At 70.4% G+C, this 13,666-nt stretch carries 16 protein-coding genes and 1 riboswitch; of the genes, 6 read left to right on the top strand and 10 right to left on the bottom strand.

Annotated elements, in window-relative coordinates; translation table 11 throughout:
* Positions 1-4 precede the first annotated feature (4 nt).
* Positions 5-757, bottom strand: a complete 753-nt coding sequence (locus GEV26_RS06800; protein WP_153652365.1) for a lysophospholipid acyltransferase family protein — start codon at positions 755-757, stop codon at positions 5-7.
* Between the two features lie 79 nt (positions 758-836).
* Between GEV26_RS06800 and GEV26_RS06795 the strand changes: the two genes are divergently transcribed.
* Positions 837-1,601: an alpha/beta hydrolase gene (locus GEV26_RS06795; RefSeq protein WP_153652364.1), complete on the top strand. Its 765-nt coding sequence runs from the start codon at positions 837-839 to the stop codon at positions 1,599-1,601.
* Positions 1,594-1,989, top strand: coding sequence for a hypothetical protein (locus GEV26_RS06790; protein WP_153652363.1), 396 nt, complete (start codon positions 1,594-1,596; stop codon positions 1,987-1,989). The genes GEV26_RS06795 and GEV26_RS06790 overlap by 8 nt, the downstream gene beginning before the upstream one ends.
* On the opposite strand, the gene GEV26_RS06785 is transcribed toward GEV26_RS06790, so the two are convergent.
* The 4 genes from GEV26_RS06785 to GEV26_RS06770 are packed head-to-tail and all read right to left on the bottom strand — an operon-like array spanning position 1,895 to position 4,612.
* Positions 1,895-2,932 (bottom strand): ROK family glucokinase, encoded by a 1,038-nt coding sequence (locus GEV26_RS06785; RefSeq protein ID WP_153652362.1) that lies wholly within the window; start codon positions 2,930-2,932, stop codon positions 1,895-1,897. The two genes, GEV26_RS06790 and GEV26_RS06785, sit on opposite strands and share 95 nt — an antisense overlap.
* Positions 2,932-3,879: an ROK family glucokinase gene (locus GEV26_RS06780; protein WP_153652361.1), complete on the bottom strand. Its 948-nt coding sequence runs from the start codon at positions 3,877-3,879 to the stop codon at positions 2,932-2,934. Before GEV26_RS06780 ends, GEV26_RS06785 begins: the two co-directional genes overlap by 1 nt.
* A complete protein-coding gene (locus tag GEV26_RS06775; RefSeq protein WP_153652360.1) occupies positions 3,876-4,178 on the bottom strand; it encodes a hypothetical protein in 303 nt (100 codons plus the stop codon). The genes GEV26_RS06780 and GEV26_RS06775 overlap by 4 nt, the downstream gene beginning before the upstream one ends.
* Positions 4,175-4,612 (bottom strand): SRPBCC family protein, encoded by a 438-nt coding sequence (locus GEV26_RS06770; RefSeq protein ID WP_208430840.1) that lies wholly within the window; start codon positions 4,610-4,612, stop codon positions 4,175-4,177. The genes GEV26_RS06775 and GEV26_RS06770 overlap by 4 nt, the downstream gene beginning before the upstream one ends.
* Positions 4,613-4,748: 136 nt before the next feature.
* On the opposite strand from GEV26_RS06770, the gene GEV26_RS06765 reads away from it, so the two are divergent.
* The gene (locus GEV26_RS06765) at positions 4,749-6,476 is read left to right on the top strand and encodes an AMP-dependent synthetase/ligase (protein ID WP_194840020.1); all 1,728 of its coding nucleotides are present in this window, start codon (positions 4,749-4,751) and stop codon (positions 6,474-6,476) included.
* On the opposite strand, the gene GEV26_RS06760 is transcribed toward GEV26_RS06765, so the two are convergent.
* From GEV26_RS06760 to GEV26_RS06750, 3 genes are all read right to left on the bottom strand, one after another.
* Positions 6,443-7,693: a hypothetical protein gene (locus GEV26_RS06760; protein WP_153652357.1), complete on the bottom strand. Its 1,251-nt coding sequence runs from the start codon at positions 7,691-7,693 to the stop codon at positions 6,443-6,445. The two genes, GEV26_RS06765 and GEV26_RS06760, sit on opposite strands and share 34 nt — an antisense overlap.
* Positions 7,694-7,700: 7 nt before the next feature.
* On the bottom strand, positions 7,701-8,696 hold the full coding sequence (locus GEV26_RS06755; protein WP_153652356.1) for a C40 family peptidase: 996 nt from the start codon (positions 8,694-8,696) through the stop codon (positions 7,701-7,703).
* A gap of 13 nt (positions 8,697-8,709) precedes the next feature.
* A riboswitch (cyclic di-AMP (ydaO/yuaA leader) is annotated at positions 8,710-8,859 on the bottom strand.
* 105 nt (positions 8,860-8,964) lie between these two features.
* Positions 8,965-9,198 carry a hypothetical protein gene (locus GEV26_RS06750; RefSeq protein WP_153652355.1) on the bottom strand — a complete coding sequence of 78 codons (234 nt, stop codon included), beginning with the start codon at positions 9,196-9,198 and terminating at the stop codon, positions 8,965-8,967.
* Between the two features lie 134 nt (positions 9,199-9,332).
* Between GEV26_RS06750 and GEV26_RS06745 the strand changes: the two genes are divergently transcribed.
* Complete coding sequence (locus GEV26_RS06745; RefSeq protein WP_243838983.1) at positions 9,333-11,036, top strand: DEDD exonuclease domain-containing protein; 1,704 nt, start codon at positions 9,333-9,335, stop codon at positions 11,034-11,036.
* A 40-nt stretch (positions 11,037-11,076) separates the two neighbouring features.
* Positions 11,077-11,352 carry an Lrp/AsnC family transcriptional regulator gene (locus GEV26_RS06740; protein ID WP_153652353.1) on the top strand — a complete coding sequence of 92 codons (276 nt, stop codon included), beginning with the start codon at positions 11,077-11,079 and terminating at the stop codon, positions 11,350-11,352.
* A 129-nt stretch (positions 11,353-11,481) separates the two neighbouring features.
* Here GEV26_RS06740 and trpD read toward each other — a convergent pair whose 3' ends face one another.
* Together trpD and GEV26_RS06730 are read right to left on the bottom strand one after the other, a co-directional pair.
* A complete protein-coding gene (trpD, locus tag GEV26_RS06735) occupies positions 11,482-12,525 on the bottom strand; it encodes an anthranilate phosphoribosyltransferase (protein ID WP_153652352.1) in 1,044 nt (347 codons plus the stop codon).
* 11 nt (positions 12,526-12,536) lie between these two features.
* Complete coding sequence (locus tag GEV26_RS06730; protein WP_153652351.1) at positions 12,537-12,941, bottom strand: response regulator; 405 nt, start codon at positions 12,939-12,941, stop codon at positions 12,537-12,539.
* Between GEV26_RS06730 and ctaE the strand changes: the two genes are divergently transcribed.
* A complete protein-coding gene (gene ctaE / locus GEV26_RS06725) occupies positions 12,930-13,604 on the top strand; it encodes an aa3-type cytochrome oxidase subunit III (RefSeq protein WP_481726171.1) in 675 nt (224 codons plus the stop codon). The genes GEV26_RS06730 and ctaE overlap by 12 nt on opposite strands.
* The last annotated feature ends 62 nt before the right edge of the window (positions 13,605-13,666 follow it).

Here is a 13,666-nt window from a genome sequence, read left to right as displayed (position 1 = left end):
GGTCTCAGTCGGGACGGATCTCTTCCCAGACCTCGTCGGCCTCGGCACGGGCGGCGGCGGTCGCCGCCTCCTTCTCCCGTGCCTGGTCGCGCTTCTTGGCCTCCTGCGCGTACAGGTCGACGTACTCCTGACCCGACAGGCGCATGATCTCGTACATGATCTCGTCGGTGATCGCGCGCAGGATGTAGCGGTCGTCCTGCATTCCCTCGTAGCGGCTGAAGTCCAGCGGCTTGCCGAACCGCACGCCCGGGCGGGCGTAGCGGCCGAAGATCTTGCCAGGAGGGGCGACGACGTTGGTGCCGATGACCGCGAGCGGGATGACGGGGACTCCCGCCTCGAGCGCGAGCCGCGCGACGCCGGTGCGGCCGCGGTAGAGCTTTCCGTCGTGCGAGCGGGTGCCCTCGGGATAGATGCCGCAGACCTCGCCGTCGGCGAGCAGCCGCAGCTGGGTCTTGATCGCGCCGGCCGCGGCCGAACCGCTCGTGCGGTCGATGGGCACCTGACCCGCGCCGGAGAAGAACGTCTTCTGCAGCCAGCCCTTGACCCCGGACCCCTCGAAGTACTCCGCCTTGGCCACGAACGTCACGCGGCGCGGGATCACCAGGGGCATGAACAACCAGTCGCTGTAGGACAGGTGGTTGCTGGCCAGGATCGCGGCGCCCTCCTTGGGCACGTTCTCGGTGCCCTCGGCCCATGGCCTGAAGATCAGCTTGAGCAACGGACCCAGTGCGAGGAACTTCAGGAACCAATAGAACACGGACAGGACACTACTCCGAACGAGGCGGCTTTCGCACAGGACGAGCCGTCATGCCCACGGATGATGGATGATGGACGACATGACGTCCGCCCTCCTGCCCGGAGCCGAGCCGTACGCCGCTGACGGCGGTCGCACCGGTGTGCTGCTCAGCCACGGATTCACCGGCTCCCCCGCGTCCATGACGCCGTGGGCGCAGGACCTGGTGGAGCGGGGTCACTCGGTCCGCGTCCCTCGTCTGCCCGGGCACGGCACGACCTGGCAGGACATGAACACCACCCGCTGGGAGGACTGGTACGCCGAGGTCGACACGGCCCTGACGCAGCTGCACCAGACCTGCGACCGGGTGGTCGTCGCGGGGCTGTCGATGGGCGGCTGCCTCGCGCTGCGACTCGCTGAGCAACGTCCGGCCGACGTCGCGGCCCTGGTGCTCGTGAACCCCGCCGTCAGCGTCAAGCGTCTCGACGTCAAGCTCGTCCCCGTCCTGCAGCGAGTCATCCCCTCGATGCCCGGCATCGGCAACGACATCAAGAGGCCCGGGCAGGACGAGGTCGGCTACGACCGCACCCCGCTCAAGGCGCTGGCCTCGCAGCTGAAGATGTGGAAGGACGTCCGCGCGGGCCTCGACCGCGTCACCGCGCCGCTCCTGCTGTTCCGGTCCGCCGACGACCACGTCGTGGACGAGACCTCCCAGGCGATCATCCTCGACGGCGTCGCCTCCCCGGTGAAGGAGCTCATCACTCTTCACGACAGCTTCCACGTCGCGACCCTCGACAACGACGCGCCGAGGATCTTCGACCACACGGCCGCGTTCATCGATCAGCACGTGGGCGCGAGTCGTGGCTGAGAAGGACGACTTCGACCGCATCGTCGAGGGCCTCCACCTCGACCTGTCGTTCCCCGACGAGCCCGCGGACCCGGCCCCGCAGCCGTCCCCCGCCCAGCACGCGGACCGGCACGACGAGGACCCCGAGCCGGCCGAGGAGCCGTTCTACCGGCAGGTCGAGCCTGCGGGCCTGATGCCGCGTCGCCGCGGGGTCCTGCTGGGGTGGATCGGCGTGATCGGTGCCCCGCTGCTCCTGGTGCTGGCGACCGTGGCCCACGTGTACCTGGGCCGGTCGGTGGTCGCCGGCGCCGCACTCATCTTCGTGGCTTCGGCGACATACCTTTTCTTGCAGCTGCCCGAACACGGGCCTTCGCAGAGGGATTGGCCGGACGACGGCGCCGTGCTGTGAGCCGGGCCATGTCGGCCGCGCCGATCAGACCGGCCTCAGGGCCCAGGTGTGCACGGACGATGCGGGCCTCGGCGCGGTAGCCGCGACCGGTCAGCGTCCGCGCGAACCCGGCTCGTGCCGGGCCGATCAGCAGCTGGTCCGCGTCGCTGACGCCGCCGCCGATCACGAACATCCCCGGGTCCAGCGCTGCGGCCAGGTTGGCGATGCCGACCCCGAGCCAGTCACCGACGTCGGCGATCCACTGGATCGCCTCCTCGTTGCCGGCCTTGGCGTGCTTGGTGACCAGGTGACCCTCGATGCGCTGGACCGAGCCGCCGGCCTCGGAGAGGAACAGCTTGCCGATCTCGGTGCCGTCGGTGGCCGCAGCACGAGCCCGGCGGGTCAGCACGCGACCGCTCGCGTACTGCTCCCAGCACCCCTGGTTGCCGCACTCGCACTGGTTGCCGTTGGGCACGACCTGCATGTGGCCGAACTCCCCGGCGATGCCGAACTGTCCACGGTAGGGCTGGCCGTCGATGACGATCGCACCGCCGATGCCCGTTCCCAGCGTGATGAGGACGAGATCGGCCTCGTTCTGGGCGGCACCGAACCGCCACTCGGCCCAGCCCGCGGCGTTGGCGTCGTTGTCGACCAGGACCGGCAGCCCTGTGCGCCGCGCGACCGAGTCACGCAGCGGCTCGTGGCGCCACGCGAGGTGGGGGGCGAACAGCACCGTGGACTGCGTGGCGTCCACGAAGCCTGCCGCGCCGACGCCGATCGCCCGGATGTGGTGCTCACGACGGAACTCCTGGGTGATCTCCGCGATCGCGTCGATCACCTCGAGGGGCTCGGTGGTCGGGGTCTCCCGCTTCAGTCGGGCCAGGACGTGCCCGTCCTCGTCGACGACTCCGGCGGCGATCTTGGTGCCACCGATGTCGATGCCGACGGCCAGCTTGTCTGCCACTAGGCGGGCTCCACTCTCGCGAGGTCGGCCGCTCCGATGATGCCCGCCTCGTTGCCGAGGGCGGCCAGGCGCAGGGCGGCCTCCGGGCGGTGTGCCCGCGCCGGAAGATGGGTCTCGAACGCGGCGACGACCGGCTCGAGGAGCAGATCGCCCGCGGCGGCCACCCCTCCGCCGATCGCGATCACGCTGGGATCGAGGATCGCGGCAAGGACGGCCGCGCCCTCGCCGATCCAGCGACCGAGCTCGGTGAGCAGCTCCACGGCGAGGGGGTCACCGTCCTGCGCGAGCTTGGTCACCGCGGGACCGGTGATGCGGGACAGGTCTCCGTCGGCCAGGGCCGCGATCGACGCTGCGCCGGGGTCACCGTTGGAGACCCTCTCGCGGGCGTCGCGGACGAGCGCGCTGCCGCTGCCGTACTGCTCGTAGCAGCCGCGCTGGCCGCAGCCGCACAGGATGCCGTCCGGGACGACCCGCATGTGACCGATCTCGGCCGCGACACCGAACCCGCCACGGAACAGCTGACCGTGGTGGACGATGCCGCCGCCGATGCCCGTGCCGATCGTGATGAGCAGCAGGTCGTCGGTGTCCTCGCCCGCGCCGAAGCGGAACTCTCCCCACGCGGCGGCGTTGGCGTCGTTCTCGACGACGATCGGCAGATCGACCAGCGCCCGCACGTGAGCGGCCAACGGCTCCTCGCGCCAGTCGATGTTGGGCGCGAACCGCACCGTGGCACGGTCCTCCCCCACGAATCCCGCGGCGCCGATGCCGACGCCCACCGGACGCTCATCACCTGCGAGCCGCTCGACGAGGTCTGCGACGATCGCCGGGATCTTGGTCGCGTCGTCCGGGGTCGGCTCGGACACGGACTGCACGATCGTCCCCGTGTCCGACACCAGTCCGGCCGCGATCTTGGTCCCGCCGATGTCGACGCCGATGGCGAGGGTCACTGCTTCTCCTGAGGGGCGAGGGCGGTGTCCACCAGGTCGCGCAGCGACCGGGCGAGGGCGGCCGCCGACTGGGTCACCGAGGCGACTGCCTCGGGATGGTCACGCAGGACGTCGGCGACCTGGCAGATCGGGCACCACGTCGTCGAGCACGTGTGGCCGTCCGAGCCTCCCGCGCCGGAGGCGGACTCCTCGGAGCCGCCGGTCACGGCGCGGAACAGCTTGAACGCCTCCTCGGCGATCGTGCCTACGGGCTCGTCCCCGTCCGGACCGAGGTCCGCAGCGGGGCCTGATCCGGTCACAGGGCCTCGACCTGTTTCTTCAACCCCTTGAGGGCGGTGTCGATGATGACCTTCTCGGCCTTGCGCTTGAGCATCCCCAGCAGCGGGACGGAGACGTCGACGGCCAGCTGGTAGGTGACCCGCGTCTGCGCGTCGCCGAGCGGCTCGAGGACGTACGCGCCGTCCATCGAGGTCAGCATCTTGCCGGGCTCGACGAGGCTCCACGAGACCGTGCGGCTGCCGTCCCAGACGTAGCCGAGGTCGTACTCGTCGCGGATCGGCGAGGCGTCCAGGACGAAGTGGACCTGCTTGGCCCGTCCGGGCTCTCCCTCGACCACGACGTCGGCGGTCTTCACGCCCGTCGCCCACACGGGGTAGGACGCGAAGTCGGCGATGACGCCCATGATGCTGTCGGGGGTGGCGTCGATGACGATGTCACTCGTGGTGCGCGCCATCAGCCCTCCTCGGTCGGCTCGTGGTGTGGGTCCATGCTAGTGGTTCCGGCGGTGGGCACCCGCGCCGGGAGTCATGGGTCCTGGGCCGCAGCCCGTTGGGTTCGGCCAGGGTCGTGAGAGTAGCCTGCCGTACGTGATGCAGCCTCCTGAGCCCGATCTGGGCAACCTCACCGAAGACATCCTCGACCGCCTCCCCGAACACGCCGACGAGGCAGCACTGGCCCGGATGGACGGCGACACCTGGACCGACATCACCCTCGCCGAGTTCCACCGCGACGTGACGACGGTGGCCAAGGGCCTGATCGGTGCGGGCGTGTCCGCCGGTGACCGCGTGGCCCTGCTGTCCAAGACCCGCTACGAGTGGACGGTCGCGGACTACGCGATCTGGTGGATCGGCGCGGCGACCGTGCCGATCTACGAGACGTCCTCGACGTCGCAGATCGCGTGGATCCTGTCCGACTCCGGTGCCGTGGCCGCGATCGTCGAGAGCGACGGTCATGCCGCCCGCGTCAAGGAGGCAGCCGAGGAGGCTCCCGATCTCCAGCACGTGTGGACGATCGACGCCGGCGGTCTCGACACGATCCGCTCGCTCGGGACCGACGTCAGCGACGCCGCGCTCGAGGAGCGCCGGGCCGCCCTGACCAGCGACACCCTCGCCACCCTCATCTACACCTCCGGCACGACCGGACGCCCCAAGGGCTGCCAGCTGACCCACGGCAACTTCCGCTACGAGCTCGGCGTCGTCCTCGACGAGCTCCCCGAGATGTTCGTGCCGGGCAGCTCGACGCTGTTGTTCCTGCCGCTGGCCCACGTGTTCGCCCGCATCATCCAGGTTGGCGCGATCCGCGTCGGCGCCAAGCTCGGCCACACCGCCGACGTCAAGGACCTCGTGACGCACCTCGGGTCCTTCCAGCCGACGTTCGTGCTCGGCGTGCCCCGCGTGTTCGAGAAGGTGTTCAACTCCGCGAGCGGCAAGGCGTACGCCGACGGCAAGGGCAAGATCTTCGACCGTGCGGCGCAGACCGCGATCAGCTACAGCCGGGCTCTCGACTCCGGCAAGCCGGGGCTCGCCCTGCGCGCCCGGCACGCCCTGTTCGACCGCCTCGTCTACGGCAAGCTGCGTGACGCCCTCGGCGGCCGCACCGAGTTCGCCGTCTCCGGCGGCGCTCCCCTCGGCGAGCGCCTGGCCCACTTCTACCGCGGCATCGGCGTCACGATCATCGAGGGCTACGGCCTGACCGAGACCACCGCGGCGCTCTGCGCCAACCGCCCGAGCGATCTGCGACTGGGCACGGTCGGCAAGCCGTTCAAGGGCACCGAGGTGCGCATCGCGGACGACGGCGAGCTCAGCTTCCGCGGTCCCCAGGTGTTCAAGGGCTACTGGCGCAACCCCGAGGCGACCGCCGAGGCGCTCGATCCCGACGGCTGGTTCGCGACCGGCGACCTCGGCGAGATCGACGAGGACGGCTACATCCGCATCACCGGCCGCAAGAAGGAGATCATCGTCACGGCGGGCGGCAAGAACGTCGCGCCCGCTGCGCTCGAGGATCGCGTGCGCGCCCACGCCCTGGTGAGCCAGTGCCTGGTGGTCGGCGACGGCAAGCCCTTCGTCGCCGCGCTCGTGACCATCGACACCGAGACCTGGACCGGCAGCCTGGACGACCCCGCCCTCCGGGCCGAGGTGCAGAAGGCGATCGACGACGCCAACACGCAGGTCTCGCAGGCCGAGTCGATCCGCAAGTTCCAGATCCTCCCGGAGGACTGGACCGAGGACAACGGCTACCTGACCCCCTCGTTCAAGGTCAAGCGCAGCCTGGTCCTGCGCGACTTTCACGACACGGTCGAGGCGCTCTTCGTCAGGTAGTCCCGCCACCGCGCGGTGAGCTCGTCCTCGGTCAGCCCGAAGACGTCTCGCAGCGCGGTGTCGACCGGCGTGCCCGCCAGGACGGAGCCGTAGAAACGGACGACCGCGGCACGGCCGTGGTCCCGGTCCAGCAGGCGGAAGATCATCCAGGCGGACTCGTAGACCGCGCCGAGACCGTGGCTCACCCCGTCGAAGTCGGCGCTGGTCGGCAGGGACCGGGGCACCGTGCCGGCCCGGACCTGGGCCAGGATCTGCCCCGCGCTGACCGACAGCGGCGCGGTGTCGTCCCGCAGCGCGACGTAGTCGGCGAAGCCCTCGACGACCCAGCTCTGCGCCGGGCTGCCCACCGCACGGGTGAGCTGGTGCGTCGCCTCGTGGCTCAGCACGACCTGGGCGGCCCGCCGATCCATCGTCGCGAAGACCGCGGGGTTCAGCACGATCACGGGCGCCGACGACCCCGTGCTGCGGTCGAGGCGCGTCGTCACCGCAGCGATCTGTCGCACGTCCGCGACGCGCTGGCCCACGATGTCAGCCATCTGCGCCTGCGTGCGCGGCGACACGACCACGACGTCGTCGCGACCACGAGGAACGGTGCGCTCCACCGCCTGTCGCGCGGTGTCCACCATGTCTGCGATGGGCAGCCGCTGGTCTCCCCCGTCCACGGCCAGGACGACGCTGCCGGGTGTCTCCTCGACGGTCACCGCACCGGCCAGCCAGATCGGCAGGAGGCCCGTCCGCGGAGCCGCGCCGACGATCGACAGCCCACCGTCGTCCTGCGGCTGCACGCGGAACGCCACCGCGGCGCGATGGAGCTCGCCGCCGTCGAGCCCCGAGTCCGGCCCCGGCCGCCACGACACCTCCGCCACCATGCGGGCGGAGCCGTCCGAGCGGTCGGCGACGTCTCCCCCGCTGATGTAGCGCCACGAGACGTCGCGGGCGCCGAGCGCCCGCAGGGAGGCCCAGGTCCGCCGGCCGAAGGAACGTCCCCGGTCGAGATCGCCCGCGGCGGCCACGAAGTCGGCCTCGGTGGACGCGGCCGACAGCTCGCGCAGCTGTGCCGTCAGACGGGCCGGGGCGTCAGCGGGGATGGGCACGACCCCAGGGCGTCCGGTCCCCTCGGACCACGGACGCTGCCAGAGGACGAGCGCTCCGACGAGGAGCACGAGCACCAGCGCGGCCGCCGCATTGGGCGACGGCCGCAGGCTGCGCTCGGCCAATCGGGTGTCAGCCGACCCGGGCGGCGCGGGTGAACCCGCTCAGCGAGGTGATCTCGACGCTCTTGCCCGGACGCGGCGCGTGCACGACGCGGCCGTCTCCGAGGTAGAGGCCGTCGTGCGACATGTCGCCATAAGCAACGATGTCGCCGGGCTGCAGCTGGTCCATCGGCACGGCCTGGCCCGCCGCGATCTGCGGTCCGACCACTCGCGGGATCGAGACCCCGGCCGCGGCCCACGACTTCATGACGAGTCCTGAGCAGTCCCAGCTGTCGGGTCCGGTGCCGCCGTAGACGTAGGGGTCGCCGATCTGCGCCATCGCGAAGGCCAGCGCCTGCTTGCCCTTGCCCGAGCCCTTCAGGTTGGCGGTGACCTTGGGGTCGACCGTGGTGTTGCTGGTGTTCATCTTCTTCTTCTCGGCGGCGTCCAGGCGGTTGAGCTCAGCCTTGGCCGCCTCGTACTTCGTGCGGATCTTGGCGCGCTTGGCGGCCGTCTCCTTCTTGGCCGCCTGCAGCGTCTTCTGCCGGTCCTCCAGCTGGGCGCGCCGGTTCTTGAGCTGCTTGCTCGTGCGACCGAACGTCGCGAGCTCGTCGGCGCGCGTGCTGTTGAGTGCCTGGACCGCGCCGAGTCCCTCGAGGAACTGCTCGGGGTTGTCACTGCCCAGGAGGCTCGCGGTCGGGCCGAGGGGCGCATCGATCTGCTGCTGGACGATCGCATCGCCGAGCGCCTGCTTCTGGCGGCGATACGTCGTGAGCTGGCGCTCGATGTCGTCGGTGAGGTCGTCGATCTCGGCCTGCGTCTTCTTGGTCTGCTCGCCCAGGGCGTTGACCTGCTCGTTGATGAGCTCGACCTCGTGGAACGCCTTCTCGACGTCCTTGGCGGTCACGGCCGGATCGGCGTGGGCCGACGGGAACGCGAACAGCGCTCCAGATACGGTCAGGGCAGCCGCGACGGCGATGCCCCGGCGGCGGACCTGACGACGACGCTGGACAACAGTGGTGTGCATGCGCACGCAGAACTCCTACATCCTCGACGTCTACCGGGTGAGCTGACGGGTTCGGGCCGCGGATTGCCCTACGATCCGTGCACGCACGGACCGATTCACCCCACTGACGTGGTTCCCCGGTTCGCCTCAGACATCTTCCCCATGGCTGCGACGACTCGACGGTGCGTCCGACACCATCCTGGAGGGACGGCGTTCACCGGACGCACAGTTGATCACTGTAGGTGCAGGCATGGGGCAATTCAACTCAATCGCGCAGATGTCGGCGGGGTCACCCGGCCTGCGTCTCGGGACCTGCCAGTGGCGTCACGAGGCGCAGCGGCGGGGTCAGCCCCGCATCGGACAGGACCTCGAGGGCCGACATCTCGGCGGCGTCGATCTCGATGCCGGCCGGCGGTGCCCCGAGCAGGAAGGTGACCACGCAGTCGCCGCACGCGCTGGGGCTGCGGACGAGACAACGATCGCAGTCGACGACCACCGAGTCGGTGGGGTGTGACTCGTGCATTCCGGACCTCCTGAGCAAGTGGCGGCCCCGAACCGTGGGGCTTGTCGACGACGCTAGGGGCGTCCGCCGACAGAAACGCCGCAGACCACGGGCACGGGCGCACTTTGTCCGAGCCCGCACCTAGCCTGTGCGACGTGGAAGCCGTGCAAGGAACGTTCGACGAGCTGGGCCGTCATCTCGCAGACGTCACGTTCTGTGTCGTCGACCTGGAGACGACAGGCGGATCGGCCGCCAAGGGATCCAAGATCACCGAGGTCGGCGCGGTCAAGGTGCGCGGCGGGGAGGTGCTCGGGGAGTTCCAGAGCCTGGTCAACCCCGACGAGGTCATCCCGGCGTACATCACGGTGCTGACCGGCATCACCAACCAGATGGTCATCGACGCACCCCGCATCGCCGAGGTGCTGCCGAGCTTCCTGGAGTTCGCCCGCGGCACGGTGCTGGTCGCCCACAACGCCCCGTTCGACGTCGGCTTCCTGAAGCACTTCAGCTCGGCGCTCGCGATCCCGTGGCCGGGCTTCGAGACGCTCGACACCGCGACGCTGGCCCGTCGCGTGCTGACCCGCGAGGAGGTGCCCAACTGCAAGCTGTCGACCCTTGCCGCGGCGTTCTCGGCCTCGACCACGCCCAACCACCGCGCGCTGTCCGACGCCCGCGCGACCGTCGACGTCATGCACGCCCTCTTCGAGCGGCTCGGACCCCTCGGGGTCACGACGCTGGAGGAGGTGTCGACGTACACCGCGAAGGTCAAGCCCGAGCAGCGTCGCAAGCGGCACCTCGCCGACCACATGCCCGAGGCTCCCGGCGTCTACCTCTTCCGCGACGCGGCCGACGACATCCTCTACGTCGGCACGTCCCGCAACCTGCGCACCCGCACCCGCTCCTACTTCACCAAGGCCGAGACCCGCACCCGCATGGGCGAGATGGTCATGCTCGCGCAGCGCATCGAGGGCATCGTGTGCGCGACACCCCTGGAGGCGCAGGTCCGCGAGCTGCGCCTGATCGGCAAGCACCGGCCGCCCTACAACCGCCGCTCGAAGTTCCCCGACCGGCTGAGCTGGCTCAAGCTGACCCGCGAGCCGTGGCCCCGCCTCTCGATCGTGCGCGCGATCCTCGACGACGACGCCGACTACATCGGCCCGTTCCGCAACCGGGCGGCCGCCGAGAGTGCCCTGACCGCCCTGCACGACTCGTTCCGCATCCGCCAGTGCACCCCACGGCTCGCGGCGAAGTCCCGCTCCTCCCCCTGCGCGCTCGCGGAGATGGGCCACTGCCTGTCCCCGTGCGACGGCTCGGCCGACCCCGGCGAGTACGCCGCGGAGGTCGAGCGGGTCCGCCTCGCCATGACGGGCGACCCTGCGGACCTCGTCGCCGCCATCCGCTCACGCATGCTCGACCTCGCCCGCACCGAGCGGTTCGAGGACGCCGCGGTGTGGCGCGACCGCCTGACGGCGTTCCTGCGGGCGGTCGTGCGCACCCAACAGCTGCGAGAGCTCACCTCGATCGAGGAGATCGTCGCGGCCGGTCCGCACCCCCAGGGCTGGGAGGTGCACGTGATCCGCCACGGACGGCTCGCGGGAGCGGGCATCCTGCCTCACGGGGTGCACCCCGCAGGCTGGACCGACGCCCTGCTGGCCACCGCCGAGACCGTCGTCGTCGGCCACGGTCCTGCCCCGGCCGCGACGGTCGAGGAGACCGAGACCGTGCGTCGTTGGCTCGACTCGCCCGGGCTGCGCATGGTGCGGGGCGCCTGGCAGACCCCGCGCGAGAGCGCGGCCCGGCACCTCACCCCGTTCGAGCAGGCCAGCGCCTCGTGGCAGGAGCTGCAGCAGCCGGGCTGACGCTGCACGGCGAGCGACCCGCGGGGCATACGCTGGCACCATGATCACTGCCATCGTCTTCATCCAGGCCGAGGTCTCGCGGCTCAGCGACATCGCCGAGCAGATCGCCGACATCGACGGCGTCAGCGAGGTCTACTCGGTGACCGGCGAGCTCGACCTCGTCGCGATGGTGCGGGTGCGCCAGATCGACGACGTGGCGGCGGTCGTCGCCGACCGGCTCAACAAGGTCGCCGGCGTCGTCTCGACCCAGACCCAGATCGCCTACCGCGCGTACAGCCAGCACGACCTCGAGGACGCCTTCAGCATCGGCCTCTGACCGCTGACGCGCGCCTCCCGTCCGCCGACGCGCGGCTCCCGTCCGCCGACGCGCGGCTCCCGTCCGCCGACGCGCGCCTCCCGTCCGCTGACGCGCGGCTCCCGTCCGCTGAGGCGCGGCTCCCGCGCGTCAGCGAGGGGGCGCGAGCTCCTGGGTGACGACGGACCACTGGCGGAGGGTCTGCGCCGCCGCGCCGGAGTCGATCGACTCCCGCGCCCGCTCGACCCCGGCCGCGATCCGCTCGACCAGCGCGCCTGCCGTGGCCGTGTGCGCCGCGATCGCCGCCCCCGCGTTGAGCAGCACCGCGTCGCGTACCGGCGACACCTCGCCGCCCACGATGCGGTGGAACACGTCCGCGTTGTACGTCGGGTCGCCGCCCCGGAGGGCGTCCGCCGAGGACAGGCTCATGCTCAGCTCACGCGGATCGAGCACGCCCTCGGTGACGGTGCCGCCGAAGACCTCCCAGACCCGGGTCGTCGTGGTCGTCGTGATCTCGTCGAGACCGTCGTCGCCGCGGAACACGAAGGCGTCCGCACCTCGGTCGGCGAAGATGCCCGCCATCAGCGGAGCCATGCGGACGTCCGCACAGCCGATCGCCGAGGCGCCGGGCTGCGCGGGGTTCACGAGCGGGCCGAGGAAGTTGAACGTCGTCGGCACGCCGAGCTCACGTCGCACGGGAGCCGTGTGGCGGAACGACGGGTGGAACACGGGGGCGAAGCAGAACGTGATGCCCGTCCGCTCCAGCACCTCCACGATGCGGCTCGCCGGGACGTCCAGCCGGACGCCGAGCACCTCGAAGACGTCCGCCGTGCCGCTCGAGCTCGACGCCGCACGGTTGCCGTGCTTGACCACGCCGATCCCGGCGCCGGCCGTCACGACGGCCGCCATGCTCGAGATGTTGACGGTCTTTGCCATGTCGCCGCCCGTGCCGACGATGTCGACGACCCGTCCCGGCACCGACAGCAGGGTCGCGTGCTGGAGCATCGAGTCGACCAACCCCTGCAGCTCGGCGAGCGTCTCGCCCTTGCTGCGCAGGGCCATCGCGAATCCGGCGATCTGGGCGGCGGTCGCGTTGCCGCTGAGGATCTCGTCCATCGCCCACGACGTGGAGGAGACGTCGAGGTCCCTCCTCGCCACGAGTCCGGTGAGGATCTCGGGCCAGGTGTGCGTCATGGCGCCGCCCCTCAGCCGGGCTGCAGGACGCCGCGGGCGAGATCGATGACGACCTCGGCCAGTCGGATCGGCTCGATCGGGTGCGCGAGCGCCGCGTCGGCGCGCGACCAGGTGGCGAGCCAGGCGTCCTGCGGGCGTCCGGTCAGGACGAGCACGGGAGGCGCCTGGAAGATCTCGTCCTTCATCTGACGGGCGATGCCGAGACCACCCGCGGGGGCGGCCTCCCCGTCCAGGATCACCAGGTCGATCCCACCCGCGTCGAGGTGCTGGAAGACGACCGGCTCGGTGGCGCACTCGACGTACTCGAAGGGCGGAAGATCCGGATGCGGCCGGGACCCGAGGGCTGACAGCACAGCGCTCCGGACGTCTCGATCGTCGCTGTAGACCAGGACACGTAGGGGCTTGTGCTCGCTCACGAGTCGATCGTACATAATGAGGGGGTGGCGACTACATCAGTGATTCCTGCATCCCGACTTCACGGCCAAGAAGGCCGTCCCTCGATGGTGACCGTCGGGACGATCGTCTGGCTCTCGAGCGAGCTCATGTTCTTCGCGGGACTGTTCGCCGCGTACTTCACGATCCGCAACATCTCTCCCCAGCTCTGGGAGCAGTCGACAGAGCTGCTGAACGTCCCGTTCGCCACCGCCAACACGACGATCCTCGTGCTGTCGTCGGTGACCTGCCAGTTCGGTGTCTTCGCCGCCGAGCGCGGCAAGCCCGGTCGCAGCGGCTCGCTCCTGCAGATCGGCAAGTGGGGCATGCGCGAGTGGTTCGTGCTGACGTACATCATGGGCGCGATCTTCATCGGCGGGCAGGCGTTCGAGTACGCCGAGCTCGTCCACGAGAACATCACGATCGCCGGCTCCCCCTACGGCAGCCTGTTCTACCTGGCTACCGGCTTCCACGGCCTCCACGTCATCGGTGGTCTCATCGCCTTCCTGCTTGTCATCGGTCGCACCTTCGCGGCCCGCAAGTTCACCCATGAGCAGGCGATCTCCGCCATCGTCGTGTCCTACTACTGGCACTTCGTGGACATCGTGTGGGTCGGGCTCTTCGCCACGATCTACCTCATCAAATAAGGCTTGGCCCACTTCAGCTTGACGGCGTATCGCTAGGTACGCTGGCACCACTTTTAGGAATG

The sequence above is a fragment of the Aeromicrobium yanjiei genome (genome assembly GCF_009649075.1).
Lineage (GTDB): Bacteria > Actinomycetota > Actinomycetes > Propionibacteriales > Nocardioidaceae > Aeromicrobium > Aeromicrobium yanjiei.
This window is presented reverse-complemented; position numbering and strand designations above follow the sequence as displayed.

Excerpts from the sequence above, each read along its gene's own strand:
- GEV26_RS06795 (WP_153652364.1), top strand. The coding sequence starts at position 837 with ATGACGTCCGCCCTCCTGCCCGGAGCCGAGCCGTACGCCGCTGACGGC.
- GEV26_RS06770 (WP_208430840.1), bottom strand. The coding sequence starts at position 4,612 with ATGGCGCGCACCACGAGTGACATCGTCATCGACGCCACCCCCGACAGC.
- GEV26_RS06765 (WP_194840020.1), top strand. The coding sequence starts at position 4,749 with ATGCAGCCTCCTGAGCCCGATCTGGGCAACCTCACCGAAGACATCCTC.
- GEV26_RS06755 (WP_153652356.1), bottom strand. The coding sequence starts at position 8,696 with ATGCACACCACTGTTGTCCAGCGTCGTCGTCAGGTCCGCCGCCGGGGC.
- GEV26_RS06750 (WP_153652355.1), bottom strand. The coding sequence starts at position 9,198 with ATGCACGAGTCACACCCCACCGACTCGGTGGTCGTCGACTGCGATCGT.
- GEV26_RS06740 (WP_153652353.1), top strand. The coding sequence starts at position 11,077 with ATGATCACTGCCATCGTCTTCATCCAGGCCGAGGTCTCGCGGCTCAGC.
- trpD (WP_153652352.1), bottom strand. The coding sequence starts at position 12,525 with ATGACGCACACCTGGCCCGAGATCCTCACCGGACTCGTGGCGAGGAGG.